Source organism: Flavobacterium sp., assembly GCF_049590715.1.
Classification (GTDB): Bacteria; Bacteroidota; Bacteroidia; order Flavobacteriales; family Flavobacteriaceae; genus Flavobacterium.
Map to the genome: position 1 here is coordinate 1 of NZ_JBAWDL010000012.1, position 17,774 is coordinate 17,774.

General features: G+C 34.7%; 15 protein-coding genes and 1 pseudogene. 13 read left to right on the top strand and 3 right to left on the bottom strand.

Going from position 1 to position 17,774, the window contains the following annotated elements:
- Positions 1-427, bottom strand: a pseudogene (locus WBQ70_RS00570) (nucleoside deaminase); the annotation flags it as partial.
- A 244-nt stretch (positions 428-671) separates the two neighbouring features.
- Between WBQ70_RS00570 and WBQ70_RS00575 the strand changes: the two are divergent.
- Entirely contained in the window at positions 672-2,459 is a 1,788-nt protein-coding gene (locus tag WBQ70_RS00575; protein ID WP_423909096.1) for a 1-deoxy-D-xylulose-5-phosphate synthase, read from the top strand.
- Between the two features lie 30 nt (positions 2,460-2,489).
- Entirely contained in the window at positions 2,490-3,452 is a 963-nt protein-coding gene (locus WBQ70_RS00580) for a DUF3078 domain-containing protein (protein ID WP_423909099.1), read from the top strand.
- Between the two features lie 110 nt (positions 3,453-3,562).
- Here the strand turns inward: WBQ70_RS00580 and WBQ70_RS00585 are convergent, their stop codons facing one another.
- Positions 3,563-4,909, bottom strand: a complete 1,347-nt coding sequence (locus WBQ70_RS00585) for a deoxyguanosinetriphosphate triphosphohydrolase (protein WP_423909102.1) — start codon at positions 4,907-4,909, stop codon at positions 3,563-3,565.
- A 180-nt stretch (positions 4,910-5,089) separates the two neighbouring features.
- On the opposite strand from WBQ70_RS00585, the gene WBQ70_RS00590 reads away from it, so the two are divergent.
- From WBQ70_RS00590 to WBQ70_RS00605, 4 genes are all read left to right on the top strand, one after another.
- The gene (locus WBQ70_RS00590) at positions 5,090-6,898 is read left to right on the top strand and encodes a glycoside hydrolase family 13 protein (protein WP_423909105.1); all 1,809 of its coding nucleotides are present in this window, start codon (positions 5,090-5,092) and stop codon (positions 6,896-6,898) included.
- Positions 6,899-6,902: 4 nt separating this feature from the next.
- Complete coding sequence (locus WBQ70_RS00595; protein WP_423909108.1) at positions 6,903-7,583, top strand: glycerophosphodiester phosphodiesterase; 681 nt, start codon at positions 6,903-6,905, stop codon at positions 7,581-7,583.
- Between the two features lie 192 nt (positions 7,584-7,775).
- On the top strand, positions 7,776-8,996 hold the full coding sequence (locus tag WBQ70_RS00600; RefSeq protein ID WP_423909110.1) for an NAD(P)/FAD-dependent oxidoreductase: 1,221 nt from the start codon (positions 7,776-7,778) through the stop codon (positions 8,994-8,996).
- Positions 8,997-9,098: 102 nt separating this feature from the next.
- The gene (locus WBQ70_RS00605; RefSeq protein ID WP_423909113.1) at positions 9,099-9,839 is read left to right on the top strand and encodes a hypothetical protein; all 741 of its coding nucleotides are present in this window, start codon (positions 9,099-9,101) and stop codon (positions 9,837-9,839) included.
- Positions 9,840-9,889: 50 nt separating this feature from the next.
- Here the strand turns inward: WBQ70_RS00605 and WBQ70_RS00610 are convergent, their stop codons facing one another.
- Entirely contained in the window at positions 9,890-10,366 is a 477-nt protein-coding gene (locus WBQ70_RS00610; protein WP_423909116.1) for a TspO/MBR family protein, read from the bottom strand.
- 302 nt (positions 10,367-10,668) lie between these two features.
- Between WBQ70_RS00610 and mvaD the strand changes: the two genes are divergently transcribed.
- The 7 genes from mvaD (at position 10,669) to WBQ70_RS00645 (ending at position 17,697) form a co-directional block, all read left to right on the top strand.
- On the top strand, positions 10,669-11,751 hold the full coding sequence (gene mvaD / locus WBQ70_RS00615) for a diphosphomevalonate decarboxylase (RefSeq protein ID WP_423909119.1): 1,083 nt from the start codon (positions 10,669-10,671) through the stop codon (positions 11,749-11,751).
- Between the two features lie 32 nt (positions 11,752-11,783).
- Positions 11,784-12,002, top strand: a complete 219-nt coding sequence (locus tag WBQ70_RS00620) for a hypothetical protein (protein ID WP_423909122.1) — start codon at positions 11,784-11,786, stop codon at positions 12,000-12,002.
- Positions 12,002-12,184, top strand: a complete 183-nt coding sequence (locus tag WBQ70_RS00625; RefSeq protein WP_423909124.1) for a type II toxin-antitoxin system RelE/ParE family toxin — start codon at positions 12,002-12,004, stop codon at positions 12,182-12,184. The genes WBQ70_RS00620 and WBQ70_RS00625 overlap by 1 nt, the downstream gene beginning before the upstream one ends.
- A gap of 134 nt (positions 12,185-12,318) precedes the next feature.
- Positions 12,319-13,257 carry a mevalonate kinase family protein gene (locus WBQ70_RS00630; RefSeq protein ID WP_423909127.1) on the top strand — a complete coding sequence of 313 codons (939 nt, stop codon included), beginning with the start codon at positions 12,319-12,321 and terminating at the stop codon, positions 13,255-13,257.
- Between the two features lie 80 nt (positions 13,258-13,337).
- Positions 13,338-14,294, top strand: coding sequence for a geranylgeranylglycerol-phosphate geranylgeranyltransferase (locus WBQ70_RS00635; protein ID WP_423909130.1), 957 nt, complete (start codon positions 13,338-13,340; stop codon positions 14,292-14,294).
- Positions 14,295-14,390: 96 nt separating this feature from the next.
- The gene (fdhD, locus tag WBQ70_RS00640) at positions 14,391-15,215 is read left to right on the top strand and encodes a formate dehydrogenase accessory sulfurtransferase FdhD (RefSeq protein ID WP_423909133.1); all 825 of its coding nucleotides are present in this window, start codon (positions 14,391-14,393) and stop codon (positions 15,213-15,215) included.
- Between the two features lie 184 nt (positions 15,216-15,399).
- Entirely contained in the window at positions 15,400-17,697 is a 2,298-nt protein-coding gene (locus WBQ70_RS00645) for an FdhF/YdeP family oxidoreductase (protein ID WP_423909136.1), read from the top strand.
- The last annotated feature ends 77 nt before the right edge of the window (positions 17,698-17,774 follow it).

Sequence of the window (17,774 nt, forward strand, 5' to 3'; positions counted from 1 at the left end):
GCAAAAAAACGTTTCATTAAGTCAGTAGCTTCATCTGCAAGAACGCCACGAACTACTGTTGTTTTAGGATGTAATTGTCCGCCCATTTTTTCAAACCCACGATGCGTATCACTAGCCCCAAAAACAATTTTAGAAACCTGACTCCAGTACAAAGCACCAGCGTACATTTGACAAGGTTCTAAAGTCATATAAAGTATGCAGTCTTTAAGGTATTTACCGCCAAAGAAGTTTGCTGCTGCAGTGATGGCTTGCATTTCGGCATGAGCAGTAACATCGTTGAAAAATTCAGTTAGATTGTGGGATCGGGCTATAATTCGGTCATTAACAACCACTAGAGCACCTACGGGGATTTCGCCTTTTTCAAAAGCCATTTCGGCTTCTTGCAAGGCTTTTTCATGAAGTATTCGTCGGTGAATGGGTTTATCATGGCGTAAAAATACGGATTTCGTATTTGTTTAGAAATATTAAAATTGAAAAGGCTTTTGTAGAATAGGATGGTACTATTTTTTTTGCAAAGAAAATAAATTTAGGATCAGGCCAAATGAAGCTATCAATCTAAAAGAATTAAACCTACTTGACCAAGTCGAAATTTTTTAACAATCTCAAAAAGCGAAAAATCATATCGAATCTAATTAAATTTAAAACCGTAAATTTGTTTTTTTGAATTTATAATGAAAACCAACTTGCTCCAACATATTCATTCTCCCAAAGATTTACGCCTCCTCGACGAAGCACAACTCCCGCAATTAGCGCAAGAACTACGTGATTTTATCATTGGGATTGTAGCAGTCAAAGAAGGACATCTGGGCGCCAGTTTAGGAGTGGTTGAGTTAACGGTGGCTTTGCATTATGTATTCAATACACCCGAAGATTTATTGATTTGGGATGTTGGTCATCAGGCGTATGGTCACAAGATTTTGACAGGACGAAAAGATATATTTCATACCAATCGCCAATTAGGTGGGATTTCAGGATTCCCCAAAAGGAGTGAAAGTGTGTATGATGCCTTTGGCGTAGGTCATTCCTCTACTTCTATTTCTGCTGCTTTGGGAATGGCAATCGCTTCAAATTTGAAAGGTGAAGTCGATAAACAACATATTGCAGTGATTGGCGACGCCTCTATCGCTTCAGGAATGGCATTTGAAGGATTGAATCATGCCGGAGTTACAGATGCTAATTTATTGGTAATACTAAATGACAATGCCATTGGGATTGATCCGAGCGTAGGAGCTTTGAAGCAATATTTGACTGCAGTAAAAACAGGAAAAAATCACCGTCAGAACAACATGATTAAATCCTTGAATTTTGATTATTCAGGACCTATTGATGGAAACGATATTTTTGCCGTTCTCAACGAGTTAAAACGATTACAAAAAATAAAAGGACCTAAGTTCCTTCATATCATTACAACCAAAGGAAAAGGACTAAAGCAAGCCGAAGAAAATCAAGTAAAATACCATGCCCCAGGAAAATTTGACGCGCAGTCAGGGGAAATCCTTTTGAAATCTGAAGAAAATTTACCGCCAAAATACCAAGACGTTTTTGGGTTGACACTTTTGGATTTGGCACAAAAAAATAAAAAAATTATTGGGATAACTCCGGCGATGCCTTCGGGTAGTTCGTTAAAATTCATGATGGATGCTTTGCCCGAACGTGCTTTTGATGTGGGAATTGCAGAGCAACATGCAGTAACCTTAGCTGCAGGAATGGCTACTCAAGGGATGATTGTTTATTGTAATATTTATTCGACTTTTATGCAAAGGGCTTATGATCAGTTGATCCATGATGTAGCTTTACAGGATTTGCCTGTCATTTTTTGTTTGGATCGAGCCGGATTAGTAGGCGAAGATGGTGCTACTCATCATGGAGTTTTTGACTTAGCTTATTTGCAATGTATTCCTAATTTGATCGTCTATTCGCCTTTAAATGAAATAGCATTACAGAATATTTTATATACCGCACAATTAGGTTTAAACCACCCTATTGCAATACGGTACCCCAGAGGTAGAGGCGTAACGGCAAACTGGAAATCGGATTACTTTGGTCATTATACTAAAATTGAAATTGGAAAAGCAAATTGCTTGAAAGAAGGAACGGAGACCGCTGTTTTGTCAAATGGACCCATTGGAAAGAACGTTTCTTTGGCTCTAGAAAACTTAGACAATCCTACTACAATAGCACATTATGATTTTGCATTTATAAAGCCTTTTGACGAAAAATGCCTACATTTTGTATTTAAAACCTTCAAAAAGATCATCACTATTGAAGATGGCACAATAATTGGGGGGTTTGGCGGAACGATTTCAGCTTTTGCAACACAACATAGCTATACTGTTCCAATCAAAACACTAGGGATTCCAGATGTATTCATAGAGCAAGGTACGGTGGAAGAATTGCAACAATTGTGTAAAATTGACGTTACAAATTTAACGCTTCAGTTTTCAAAGGCATTGCAATAACAAATAAAAGACACAAACAATTGATTAATAATGAGACAATTACAAGCTATAGTTATACTATTCTTACTACTTACAGTAAATGTTTTTTCACAAAAAATAATCACTACTTTACAACCCATTCCTCAACCTATTGATTCTATTTCTCACTGGGAAAAGAAAAATAATATTGGGTTTTTTATTTCCGAAATTTTGTTTGTAAACTGGAATGCTGGGGGAACAAGTTCTATCTCAGGATTACTGAAAACACAGTTCAATAGGAATTATACAAATGAAAATGTAAGATGGGCAAACGAACTCATTATGCGTTATGGATTAAATAAACAAGACGGAATTGAGCTTCGAAAAACGGAAGATGCTTTTCAATTTAGTTCTACTTTTGGATATCGTGAAAACGAAAAATCAAACTGGTACTACAGTGCTAAATTCAACTTAAACACACAATTTACTGATGGATATTCCTATCCTAATAAAGACATTTCAGTTTCGGGATTGTTTGCACCAGTGTATTCATTCATAGGGGTTGGAGCTGAATATGCTTCAGAGAAAAAAGACAGACTTTTTTACTTCTCTCCTTTTACTTCAAAAGTTACTTATGTTGGGAATCAGCGGTTGGCTGATCTAGGTGCCTTTGGTGTACCCAAAGCAACCTATGATGCTAATGGAAATTTAATTCATCATAGTGAAAAAATCAAATCAGAATTAGGTACGTTGATTACCGCTTATTACAAACAAAAGATTGCCAAGAACATTGTTTTGGAAAACCGTGTGAGTTTGTACTCCGATTATATCAATACTTATGGGAATGTCGATATTGATTATGATTTGGTTTTAGATTTGGTAGTGAATCAATACGTGAAAACGAATATCGGAATCCATTTGGTTTATGATGATGATATCAAAGCCAAAGAAGAAATTGCGGGAAAGCAAGTTACGGTAGGACCTAAAATGCAATTAAAACAAGTTTTAGGCGTAGGATTGACATATACTTTTTGATTTTGAAAGGAGATTAATGATTCTTGATTTCAGATTTTGTGTTACTACTTGAAAAACACACGCTTGTTTTTATAGGTTCTACACATCTGAAATCAAGAATCATATTTGTTTTAAATACCTTTTTTACCATTAATCGTATTGAATAATTCCAGTGCATTTCCATCTGTTAAAAGTGAAATATAATGGCAAATGTGCAACAAGCGCTCGTACAAATTGTTTTTGTCAAGATGGTGTTTTTCAGGTAGTAATTTCAATAATAATTGATCGTAATTAGACGCTTTTCCGTCAAAATGATTGTTGAAAGCGGTGATGAATTTATCTAACAAGGTTTGGATAATTTGGTAACCCACAATTTCTTTTTCAATCACTTCCCTGCTTTGATAAATTTTGTCCACACTAATTTTTATGATGTCGTCCATTTGGGCTTTGTACTTGCTTTTGTCCATGATGGCAAAAGGAAATTTTCCAGCCAAAATAGCGTCTTCATTTTCAATAAAAACTTTGACAGCATCATTGATTAAACTTCCAATGGCGAGTGCTCGTAGATAACTAATGCGGTCTTCTTTCGTTTCTAAACTTTTATATTTTGAAGTGTCAATGCTGTCTTTAACCAGTTTGATAAGGTATTCTAAGGCAAAATCCTCTGAAACTAAACCAAGATTGATACCATCTTCAAAATCGATAATGGTGTAGCAAATATCATCTGCCGCTTCGACTAAGTATGCCAAAGGATGTCTTTCAAACCCTACGTCATTGCCTGATTTGTTTGGGATAAGCCCCAAGTCTTTAGCCACGTCTTCAAAGAACGCTTTGTCTGTTTGGAAGAAACCATATTTTTTATCGGCGATGTTTTTGGTTGGTTTTTTAGGCAAACTCTCTTTTGGGTATTTCATGAATGCGCCCAAAGTGGCGTAGGAAATTCGAAGCCCACCCTCTATCCCAGGACGGCTGGCAGTCATTACGGAGAATCCATTGGCATTTCCTTCAAAATCAATTAAATCTTGCCATTGTTTTATATTTAATTGGTCTTTAAAATGTTGCCCCTTGCCAATAGAAAAATATTCCCCAATCGCTTTTTCACCTGAATGACCAAAAGGAGGATTCCCAATATCATGTGCCAAGGAAGCTGCTGCTACGATAGCTCCAAAATCATTCATATGAAACCCATGGGTTTCTTTAAGATAAGGATGCTTTGCAATAATTTTTTTACCCACTAATCGTCCCAAAGAACGTCCCACTACTGAAACTTCGAGACTATGTGTCAATCGTGTATGCACAAAATCAGTCTTAGAAAGCGGAATTACTTGTGTTTTATCCTGCAAGCTTCTAAAAGCGGCTGAGAAAATGATTCGGTCGTAATCAACCTCAAACCCTAATCGAGTATCATCTTGTTCAATACGTAATCGTTTGCCTTTGTCTCCTTGACGTTTTAGTGATAAAAGTTGCTCCCAGTTCATGGTTTTATTTTCGATTTTATAAAAATTGGATTGTTTTCAAAGATACTTAAAACGACTAAAGATAAAATAGTTTCTGTTTATTTAGTTCGGATGAAAAATTCGAATACAAAATGAGAACTAGTGGTATTTCCTCTTTTTAAAAATTGTATTTTTGATTTTGTCATCACAAGCAGACAATAAATGAATCCAACATCGCAATCACCCATTCAAAGAATCGAACCACCGTTTTGGTACGCTGGTATGAAGAATAAAGAACTAGAAATTCTGTTTTACGGGGATAATATTGCACAGTTTTATGTGACCACTTCTATTAGTGGGATTATTTCAAAAGTAACAAAAACGGAGAATCCAAACTATCTTTTTGTGACTATTACTGTAAAATGGGAACATGCAATGGAGATTGCTTTTTTGTTTGAAAAAAATAATAAAACCATTTTCACCCAAAAATACAGTATTAAGCAACGTCGAGAAAACTCAGCTGATCGCAAAGGATTTGATTCTTCAGATATGATTTATTTGTTGATGCCAGATCGTTTTGCTAATGGTAATGGAGTCAATACGAATGATGAACATTTGGTTGAAAAATACAATCGAGAATTTCCAGGGGGCAGACACGGTGGAGACATCAACGGAATTATTCAGCATTTAGATTATATAGAATCGTTAGGAGTAACAGCCATTTGGAGTACACCTCTTTGTGAAGACAATGAATTAGAATATTCCTATCATACTTATGCGCAATCCGATGTGTATAAAATAGATCCTCGTTTTGGAACTAACGAAGATTATGTGCGTTTATCAACCGATTTGCACAAACGAGGAATGAAGTTAATTCATGATTATGTAACCAATCATTGGGGAATTTCACATTGGATGTTTAAAGATTTTCCTACTAAAGACTGGTTCAATATTTTTGACAATTATTGGCAAACAAATCATAAACGCACGACAATTATTGATGTTAATGCTGCCAAAATTGATCGTCAACAATGCGTTGAAGGTTGGTTTGCACCCACAATGCCTGACTTAAATATTGCTAATCCGCTTGTTTTAAGATACTTGATTCAAAATGCAATTTGGTGGATAGAATATGTTGATTTGAATGGTTTACGAGTGGATACCTTCAATTATGCAGAGCCTTTACAAATGGTAAAATGGACACAAGCCATCATGACTGAATATCCTAATTTTAATATTCTTGGTGAAATCACCCAACGCAATCATGGCATTTTAGCCTATTGGCAAAAAGACAGTAAAACGGGAGATATTCATAACTTTAATTCTTATTTACCTTCCGTAATGGATTTTGCACTTTGTGATTTTTTACAAATAGTTTTCAACGAAGATGATGGAAGTTGGGATAGAGGAATGACCCGGATTTATGACAATTTCACCTATGACTTTTTATATCCCAATGCACATAATTTATTGGTTTTTGCTGAAAATCATGATTCCAAACGATTGAATTATTGTTATAATTTTGATATTCGAAAATACAAAATGGCCATGGTGATTCTAGCCACCGTTCGAGGGATTCCACAATTGTATTATGGGTCCGAGATAGGAATGGGTGGTGATCAGTATTTAGGAGATGCAGATATTCGTCAAGATTTTCCTGGTGGCTGGAAGGAAGATCAAATAAATGCTTTTGACCCCGAAAGACGTACACCTGGACAAAAAGAATTTTTTGATTTTACGGCTAAAATATTCAATTGGCGTAAAGCCAAAGCGGTCATTCATTACGGAAAAACCACGCATTACATTCCTGAAGATAATGTATATGTTTATTTTAGATATAATGAAATAGAAGCCGTGATGGTGGTTCTGAACAATAATTTAGAATCAAGAACTTTTTCAACGACTCGATTCAAAGAAAATTTAGAGCAATTTACAAGTGGTAAAAATCCATTTTATGACATTGTTTTAGACCTGAAAGAAGACGTAACTGTTGAAGGCAAGGATTTCTTAATTTTGGAATTAAAAAAATAACCGTATGCTAAAAATAGGTCATAGAGGCGCAAGAGGGTACGAACCTGAAAATACGCTAATAAGTTTTCAAAAAGCAATGGATTTGGGAGTTGACGGAATCGAACTCGATGTCCACTTGTCTTTTGATGGGGAAATTATAGTCATACATGATGAAACGGTTGATAGAACAACAAATGGAAAAGGAGCCGTAAATGATTTGGCTGTAACCGAATTAAAGAAGTTTCATACGGATAAAAACCAACAGATTCCATCATTGATAGAAGTGTTGGATTTAGTCAACAAAAAAGTATTTGTAAATATTGAACTCAAAGGCAAAGGAACCGCAAAACCAGTGGTGGAATTGATTGGGAAATATATCGAAAAACAACAGTGGAGCTACAAAGATTTTATTATTTCTAGTTTTGATTGGAGTTTACTGGAGGAAGTTGCTATTTTGAATCCTCAAATTGCAATAGCAGTTTTGACCGAATCAACTGTGCAAGCTGCTTTGGCTTTCGCCAAAAAAATAAAAGCCACCGCCATCAACCCTGATTATACTTTATTAACTCCTGAAAACTCAAAACAATTGAAAGCGGATGGATTCCAAATTTTTCCATGGACAGTTAATGAAATTGAAGATATTACTACAATGAAATACTACGGGGTTGACGGAATTATAAGTGATTACCCCGATAGAATTTCTTGATATATTGACATGCGTGATTACACCTATTTCTCGATTGAAGAACTTTTTAAATTTCATGAATCTGCGAAGGCAGAGGGGAATTTATGAAATTAATTTTTAATTTGCGGTAATTGTTGTAATGCGTGTTTGTCTTCTTTTAAAATATTTTACCCTTACCTTTGTACTCTTCGCGTTTAAATTTCACAAAAAAAAATGAATCAAAATTTCGATATAATTATTGTTGGTGGTGGTGCAGCAGGTTTTTTTACTGCGATTAATATTGCCGAAAAAAATCCAAAAACTAAAATAGTTATTCTAGAGCGAGGCAAAGAAGTCTTGTCTAAAGTTCGCGTTTCTGGTGGTGGACGTTGCAATGTCACGCATGCTTGTTTTGAACCCAATGAATTAGTGAAATTTTACCCTCGTGGAGAAAAAGAATTGCGTGGACCATTTCATCAGTTTTGTTCAGGGGATACGATCGAATGGTTTGAAAAACATGGCGTCGAACTAAAAATTGAGAATGACGGACGTATGTTTCCTGTTTCAGATTCTTCACAAACGATTATTGATTGTTTCATGAAAGCAACTCAAAAATTAGGGATTACAATTCTTACAGGACAAAGTGTGCAGTCTATATATCATGCCGAAACTTCGGTAGGGAATTTTTGGAAAGTAGATACTCAAAATGCAAATTATAATGCCGAAAAATTGATTTTGGCCACAGGAAGCAATCCTAAAATCTGGGAAATGCTACAAACTTACGGACACGCCATTGTTAATCCGGTGCCGTCATTGTTTACTTTTAACATCAAAGACATCCGAATCAAAGAATTACCGGGAGTAGCAACTCAAGCAACAGTGACGGTTAAAGATACCAAACTTACTTCAACTGGGCCTTTGTTAATCACACATTGGGGGATGAGTGGTCCTGCTATTTTGAAATTATCTGCTTGGGGTGCCCGAATTCTACACGATAAAAATTACCAGTTTGTGATCTATGTCAACTGGTTAAATGATGTCGATACGGAGGATGCTGAACAACAACTGAAAAAACTAAAACAAGAGCAGGCTAAGAAAATGGTTTCTAAAAAATCACCATTTGATATCACCAATCGTTTGTGGGAAAGCTTAGTTCTAGCAGCTGGAATTCAATCCGAAACTAAATGGGCGGATTTATCTAAAGTTCAGTTACAAACTTTGGCAAGTCAATTGACCAAAGGAACTTTCCAAGTCAATGGTAAAAGTACCTTTAAAGAAGAGTTTGTGACGGCTGGAGGAATAGATTTAAAAGAAATCAATTTCAAATCCATGGAAAGCAAGCTACATAAAAACCTTTATTTTGCGGGTGAAATTGTCAATATTGATGCCATTACAGGAGGGTTTAACTTTCAAAATGCATGGACTAGTGGCTTTATATTGGCAAATGCTATTTAAAGGAAAATATCGACTTGTTAATTAACAAAAAATTACATTTTCAATGTCTTATGGCATGTAGTAATTGGGTATTTTTACCTACATTCTAACTTGCTAATAATCATGAAAATAAAACTACTTGTTATTCTTATTGCATGCGTTCATTCTTTCGGTTATTCTCAAACACATAAATTACTTAGAGGTAAAGTAATGTTTCAAAATTTCGTCTTAGAAAATGTAGATGTTATTAATAAAACGGCTTTTACAAGTACTAAAACAAATAATAAAGGGGAGTTTATTTTAGCAGTTAGTGTAAACGATAGCATTCTTTTTTATAGTAAAGATTTCCATTTAAAAGGAATCCAACTGAGTTTAGAAGACATCCAAGAAAATAATATGATTGTCCTCATTGATAAAAAAGCCGAAGAACTGAAGGAGGTGATCATTCATAAAATTAATGTAGATTGGAAATTTGATAAAAAATGGGAAGAGACTAAGAGGGATGAAGCAACCTTATATCGAAATGAAAATAAAATAAAAAACCCCGGAGTTAACGATGGATCCATTGATAAACCCCTTGATTTTGTAAAAGTAGGAAAACTGCTTTTTGGCGGTTTATTCAGAGGAAAAAAGCAAGGAGATGTTGAAATTGATTTTAAGAAAGCAGCCGTGTATAATTTTGATCAAAAATTCTATACGGAGACATTAAAATTAAAAAAAGAAGAAGTCGGTTCGTTTCTTGATTTTTGTGATTTTGATCCCGAATCAAAAACGGTGTTGTCCGAAAATTCAAACGCCCTTATTTTTATGGATTATCTCTATAAAAAAAATAAGGAATTCAAAAAACTACATGCTCCAGAATGAATTTTTAGTAAAAAAATAAAACGTATTGACTGATCTCTAAAAACAGATTATCATTTGTTTAGCCACCAAATACTAACATTCAAAACCATTGCAAAACTGACCCAAGCCAGATAAGGAAGGAATAAATACCCAGCAATTTTGTTGATTTTAGCAAACTGAATATAGGTTTCGTAAACGAAAAGCCAAAGGAGAACTATCTCAATCCCTGCTAACATAGGATTCATTAATCCAAAGAATAAATAAGACCATAAGGCATTTAAAGCAAGTTGGATAGCAAAAATAGTTAAAGCTTTTGTTGTTTTTTCTTTTTCAAAATCCATACGATCCCAAACCAATCCCGCAGCAACTCCCATCATAATATACAACATACTCCATACAGGTGCAAAAATCCAATTGGGCGGATTAAAACTAGGTTTAATTAAAGTAGGATACCAAGTTTCGATACTAGAACGGGTAACCATTCCTGCGAAATAGCCAATAGCAAGACAAGTAACTACGATACAAAGAATTTTGGTAATCTTATTCATTAATTTGATAATTTGAAAAGCCAAATGTACTCAAAAACTTTCCAAGACAAATACTTGAAATAAAAAAAGACTTCGACAAGCTCTGTGAGACAAACATAATCGATTCACAAACTCGTAATACAAAGGATTACTGTCAGTCTGAGCTTGTCGAAGACTTCATCGTACTATATTTAGAAAGGCTTCATGTGACATATTCATACTAATTAACTAAAAAAAATAAGTAAATCTACAGTTGTTTTTAACGTACCTAGTTACGCTGCGATTTCCCTAAAAAAAGTATCTTTGCCCAAAAAGATATTTAGATGTTTTCAATCAGTGATTTTATACCTTCATTTTATTCCAATACCATAGAAAGTGGACAGTTTCAGTGGACTGCTCCAAGCAATATTGCATTGGTGAAATATTGGGGAAAAAAAGAAAATCAAATTCCAGCCAATCCATCGGTGAGTTTTACTTTGAATAGTTGTAAAACGAGTACTAAAGTGGCTTTTTCGAAAATTCAAAAACAAGATACTTTCTCTTTTGATTTATTATTCGAAGGAAAACCAAAAGAAGATTTTAAGCCCAAAATTCAAAAGTTCTTAGAACGAATTGAAGTATATATGCCTTTTTTGAAAGACTATCATTTTACGATTGATACGCAAAACACTTTTCCGCACAGTTCAGGTATTGCTTCGTCAGCTTCAGGAATGGCGGCATTGGCAATGAATTTAATGAGTTTGGAAAAAGCATTACGTCCTGAAATGACCGAGGACTATTTTTATCAAAAAGCCTCCTTTTTGGCACGATTGGGTTCAGGAAGTGCTTGCCGAAGTGTAAAAGGGGAAGTAGTTGTTTGGGGGGATCAAGCTAATATTATAGGTAGTACGGATTTATACGGAGTAGAATATCCGCATGCGATTCACGATAATTTCAAAGATTTTCAAGATACGATATTATTAGTTGACAAAGGCGAAAAGCAAGTGTCAAGCACGTTAGGACATGATTTGATGCACAATCATCCTTTTGCAGAACAACGTTTTGCACAAGCACATGAAAATTTAGACAAGCTAAGAACTATTTTTGAAAACGGAAATCTAGACGAGTTTATTAAAATAGTAGAGAATGAAGCCTTGACTTTGCATGCGATGATGATGACTTCGATGCCTTATTTCATTTTGATGAAGCCTAATACGTTACATATAATTAATTCCATTTGGAAATTCCGTTCTGAGACTCAAATCCCCGTTTGTTTTACACTAGACGCGGGTGCGAATGTACATGTGTTATATCCCGAAAATGTTAAAGAAAAAGTATTGCAATTTATTCAGGACGAATTAGTTGGGTATTGTCAAAATGGTCAGTACATTTGCGACCAAATTGGAATAGGTGCGGTGCAACTGTAATTTTTGTATCTTTATGCTTTAAGGATAAGATTATGAATATTGAATTAGAAAAAAAAGAATTGATAAAATTGTTGTCTGAAACCAATGACGAGTCAATTATTGCATCTATCAAATCCATTTTTAAGAGAGAAAACAAAGATTTTTGGGACGAATTGACGGAGGCACAAAAATTTGAAATTGAAGAAGGAGATAGACAAATAGATCGAGGTGAGTTTGTTCTGTACGAAGATTTGATGAAAAAATACAGATAATGAAAAGAGAAGTTGTCTTTTCAAAAAATGCTGAAAAAAGGTTAATTGATTTATTGGAATATTTGGAACTTAAATGGTCTTTGAACATTAGAGATAAATTCATTTCAAAATTAGATAAGTCAATTTCTATAATTCAAAATGAACCAGAAATTTTTCCGAAATCTCAAATAAACAAAAACTAGTACAGATGTGTTGTGTCAAAACAAACAACGATTTATTACAAATACAATTTAAAGCAAATTAGGATTTTATCTCTTTTTGACACCAGACAAGACCCAAATAAGATTAACAAAATAAAATAATTCTCAATCAAAATATGAAAGGACCTTTATTTTACTCAAAAATATTACTCTTTGGAGAATACGGAATTATTCGTGACTCTAAAGGGCTTTCGATTCCGTATAATTTTTATAACGGAGCGTTGAAACGAAATGAAAATCCTTCTGATGAAGCTATCGCTTCTAACGAAAGTTTGAAACGATTTGCGAGTTACCTTGAAAAACTACATGTTGAACAGCCAGGTTTAGTTGTTTTTAATTTAGAAGCGTTAAATAGTGATGTTGCCACGGGAATGTATTTTGATTCGAGTATTCCACAAGGATATGGAGTAGGAAGCAGTGGCGCATTGGTAGCGGCTATTTATGATAAATATGCGCAAGATAAGATCACGGTTTTAGAGAATTTAACTCGAGAAAAATTATTGCAATTAAAAAATATATTTTCTCAAATGGAAAGTTTTTTCCACGGGAAAAGTTCTGGTTTAGATCCATTGAATAGTTATCTGAGTATCCCGATTTTGATTAATTCGAAAGATAATATTGAAGCGACTGGAATTCCAAATCAAAGTTTTGATGGCAAAGGAGCTGTGTTTTTATTAGATTCTGGGATTGTAGGCGAAACCGCTCCTATGGTCAATATTTTTATGGAAAATCTAAAAGACAAAGGGTTTAGAGCCATGCTAAAAAACCAATTTGTAAAATATACTGATGCTTGTGTAGAAGATTTTTTGGGAGGCGATATGAAATCATTATTCACTAATACTAAGAAATTATCTAAGGTTGTTTTAAATCATTTTAAACCGATGATTCCAGAACAATTTCACGCACTGTGGCAACACGGGATTGATACTAATGATTATTATTTAAAATTGTGTGGTTCTGGTGGAGGCGGTTATATCCTTGGTTTCACCGAAGATTTAGAACGTGCTAAATCCAGTTTGAAAGATTATAAACTCGAGGTAGTTTATCAATTTTAAAGTTTAGATTTTAAATATAAAATATAAATTCCAAAAATAACGTTTGTGTTCTTTGAATATAAACGTTTTCCTTTTTTAAAATGTTAGATAGAAAACAAAAGCTATTATTAAAAAAAATCGTGAGTTTATTCTCTGTTGTCAGAGGGTATAATATTCCGATAATTATTTTGGCTCAATACCTTTCTGCTATTTTTATTTTGGCACCTGATAAAGGAACTTTATCTATATTACTGGATTTAGATTTGTTTTTATTAGTATTTGCATCTTCCATAACCATAGCTTCAGGTTATATTATCAATAATTTTTATGATAGTCAAAAGGATTTAATTAATCGTCCTAACAAATCGATGCTAGACCGATTAGTTAGTCAAGCGACGAAATTGAGAGTTTATTTCACATTAAATTTTGTTGTTGCACTATTAGCATTGTTTGTTTCTTTTAAAGTGTTTTTGTTTTTTTCGGCATATATTTTCTTGATTTGGATTTATTCCCATAAAATTAAAAAGTATACGGTTATTGGAAATTTAACAGCTACTTTAATGGCAGTAATCCCTTTTTTCGCCATCACTTTACATTACTATTACAGTTTGACATTTGAGGAAATTATCGACAATAAATCTCATTTTGCTGTTATTTTTGCCCATGCTGCTTTTTTGTCCCTCTTAATTCTGATTCGAGAAATGATTAAGGATTTGGAGAATATCAAAGGGGATTTGGTTAGTGCATATCAAACGATACCAGTTCGTTATGGAGAAATGTTGTCCAAGAAAATAATAACCGCCTTAACTATTTTGACCATTTTCCCAGTCTACATTCTTATCGATGTCTATGATGTGGGGTATATGGATATTTACTTCTATGTGGCGATGATTATGTTGATTTTCTTTCTGAGTTATTTATGGAAGTCCAATTCTAAAGGAAATTATTTAGTACTACACAATTTGCTTAAGTTTTTGATCGTGTCCGGCGTTTTTTGCATCGTTTTGATTGATCCTTCGGTTTTATGGAATGGCAAGCGTTGGTTGATGCAAGTTTAACCTTTTCAACCTAATCCAAATCAATTTGATATAATCCATTATTGTTTTAATCATATAGTTAAATACATTCGTTTTCTTTTTTTTTACTTTTACTCTATGGAAAGGAATGAAATGCAGACGCTGCTATATGAAGGAATTAAAAAGAAAAAGGATACTACTGAGAAGATTAATGATTTTTTGGTAGTCGAAGCGCCTTTAGAAATTAGTATTAACCAAAGTTCGTTTACAGTGGTCATGCGTACTCCTGGAAATGATTTTGAGTTGATACGTGGCTTACTTCATGCCGAAGATATTTATCGATCGACTGAAAATCCTTTAATGGAAGTCGTTTCAGACACACCCAGTGCTTTTACCAAAATTGAAGTAACGATTCCTGAGAGTCAATTAGGTAATGGCTATATGAACAAACGATCCTTACTATCTGTTTCCTCTTGTGGTATTTGCGGTAAGCAACAACTAGAAGACTTTGAAACTCCAAAAACAAAATTGAGAAATCAACCTCAAATCAATATGGATAAATTGCCTGAAATGTTTGCTGTAATGAGTGAATACCAACAAGTATTTAGTTTAACAGGAGGATCTCATGCAGCCATTATTTTTAATAAAAACTATGAGTTCCTGACTCTGAAAGAGGATATTGGTCGTCATAATGCAGTGGATAAATGTATTGGAAATTTGATTCAATCAAACCAGCTCAAATCGGCGGCTTTTATGCTAGTAAGTGGGAGGGTTTCGTATGAGATTATCACCAAAGCTTTTTTTGCTAAGATTAGTACTATTGTAGCGGTCTCAGCATGTTCTTCGTTAGCGGTTGATTACGCAAAGGAATTTGGGGTTTGTTTAATAGGTTTTTCGAGAGATAACAAAGCGACGATTTATGCTAACCCTTGTGGTATTGAAAAGGAATTAAAAAAGATTTAAGTAAACGAATGAGTAAGAGTAGTAACCGAAAATTCGCATATTTTTTTTAAAGTTAATAATTAAATTAAACCGATTAAATCGGGATTAGCGCTAATTTATTCATCTCTAATAACAAAATAGTAGTTTAAATAATCTGCGAATCTGCGGTAAAAAAACCTTAGTGGTTTGAAAAATAAAAATAATCATGACTAAAAAAACAATCGCACAACCACCTGAAAAATTCACTGGAATCAAAGAAACTACTATTCCACTTTCTGCCGTAGGGTTCAAAGCTGTTAAATCGGCCTTAACACATATGAAAAACGAGGTTGGAATTATGCGAAGTATCGGTTTATTAGCAAAATTAAATCAGAAAGATGGTTTTGACTGTCCTGGTTGTGCATGGCCAGACCCCGATGAAAAACGTTCTTTCTTAGCTGAATATTGCGAAAACGGAGCGAAAGCCGTTGCAGAAGAAGCTACCAAGAACCGTGTATCGCCTTTGTTTTTTGCCAGTCATAGTATTAATGAATTAGGATTGTTGTCTGATTATGAATTGGGTAAAAAAGGGCGTGTGACACAACCCATGTTTTTGCGTGAAGGAGCCACACATTATGAACCAATTGAATGGGATGACGCTTTTCAAAGAATTGGAAAAACTTTGAATGGATTAAACTCACCTGATGAGGCTATTTTTTATACCTCAGGACGTACAAGTAACGAAGCAGCTTATTTATACCAATTATTTGTACGTCAATATGGAACGAATAATTTACCAGATTGTTCTAATATGTGCCATGAATCCAGTGGTTCAGCATTGGTAGAAACTTTAGGGATTGGAAAAGGATCTGTGACTTTGGATGATTTCAAACATGCTGATTTAGTGATTGTCATGGGGCAAAATCCAGGAACAAATCATCCTAGAATGTTAACCGCTTTAGGCGAAACCAAAGAACATGGAGGGAAAATTATCAGTGTTAATCCGTTGCCTGAAGTGGGATTGAAAAATTTCACTCATCCTCAAAATCCATTGAAATGGTTGGGTAAAGGAAATGATTTATCAGATTTGTTTTTGCAAGTCAGAATCAATGGTGATGTTGCTTTATTGAAGGCGATTTTAATATTATTGAATAAAAAAGAAAAGTTGAATCCCGGAAGCGTTTTTGATGGGGAATTTATTCAAAAACAAACATTGGGTTACGATGCATTTATTACTGATTTAGAGCAATATGATTTAATTGACTTGGTTTATCAAACCGGATTGACACTAGCCGAAATCGAAGAAGCCGCCGATATGATTGCTGCCAATAAAAAAATCATCGTTTGTTGGGCAATGGGATTAACCCAACATAAAAATGGTGTCGATAACATTCGCGAAGTGGTGAATTTGTTGTTGTTAATGGGGAGTATTGGTAAACAAGGAGCAGGAACTTGTCCTGTGCGTGGACATTCTAATGTGCAAGGCGATAGAACGATGGGGATTTATGAAAAACCATCAAATGCTTTTTTGGATGCGCTAGATTCTCATTTTCAATTTCAATCGCCACGTAAACATGGTTATGATGTGGTCGAAGCTATTGAGGCCATGCATGAAAAAAAGGCACGTTTTTTCTTAGGAATGGGTGGGAATTTCATCTCGGCCACTCCAGATACTGAGGTGACTGCCGAAGCGTTAAGAAACTGTGATTTGACTGTGCATATTTCGACTAAAATTAACCGTTCTCATTTGATTCCCGGCAAAGAAGCGTTAATTTTGCCTTGTTTAGGACGAACTGAAAAAGACATACAGTTGAGTGGAGAGCAGTTTGTATCGGTAGAAAATTCTATGGGAGTGGTATCAAAATCTGTGGGACATCTGGAACCTTTGTCAGACTACTTAAAGAGTGAAACGGCAATTGTTGCAGGTATTGCTAATGCTACTTTGCAAAATTCTAAAGTCAATTGGACCGCAATGGCGGGTAACTACGATTTAATTCGGGAGGCCATAGAAGCGACTATTCCGGGATTTGAAAATTTTAACGAACGTGTGCGTATTTCAGGAGGTTTCTATTTGCCGAACAATGCTCGTAACAATGACTTTAGCGTTACCTATACTGGTAAAGCGAATTTTACCATCAACCAAGTCTCGGATATTATGTTGAAAAAAGACCAATACCTGATGATGACCATTCGTACTCACGATCAATACAATACGACCATCTACGGATTAGACGACCGTTACCGTGGAATTCTCAACGAAAGACGGGTGGTTTTTATGAATCAAGATGACATGAATGACGCAGGATTAAAGCACCATGATTTAGTCGATTTAGTCAGTCATTTTGAAGGGCAAGAACGCCGTGCAGAACAATTTTTGGTGATTCCGTATAGCATTCCGCGTCAGTGTACCGCCACTTATTTTCCAGAGACAAATGTTTTGGTGCCTTTGTTATCTACGGCTAGAATTAGTAATACACCTACTTCTAAGACTGTGGTGATTACGGTGCATAGGAGGGAAAAATAATGTTATTAAGGTAAATCATAAAGCAGGATTGTAGATTTTTGATTAAGGATTTTGGTTTCAGATGTGTAATCGTATAA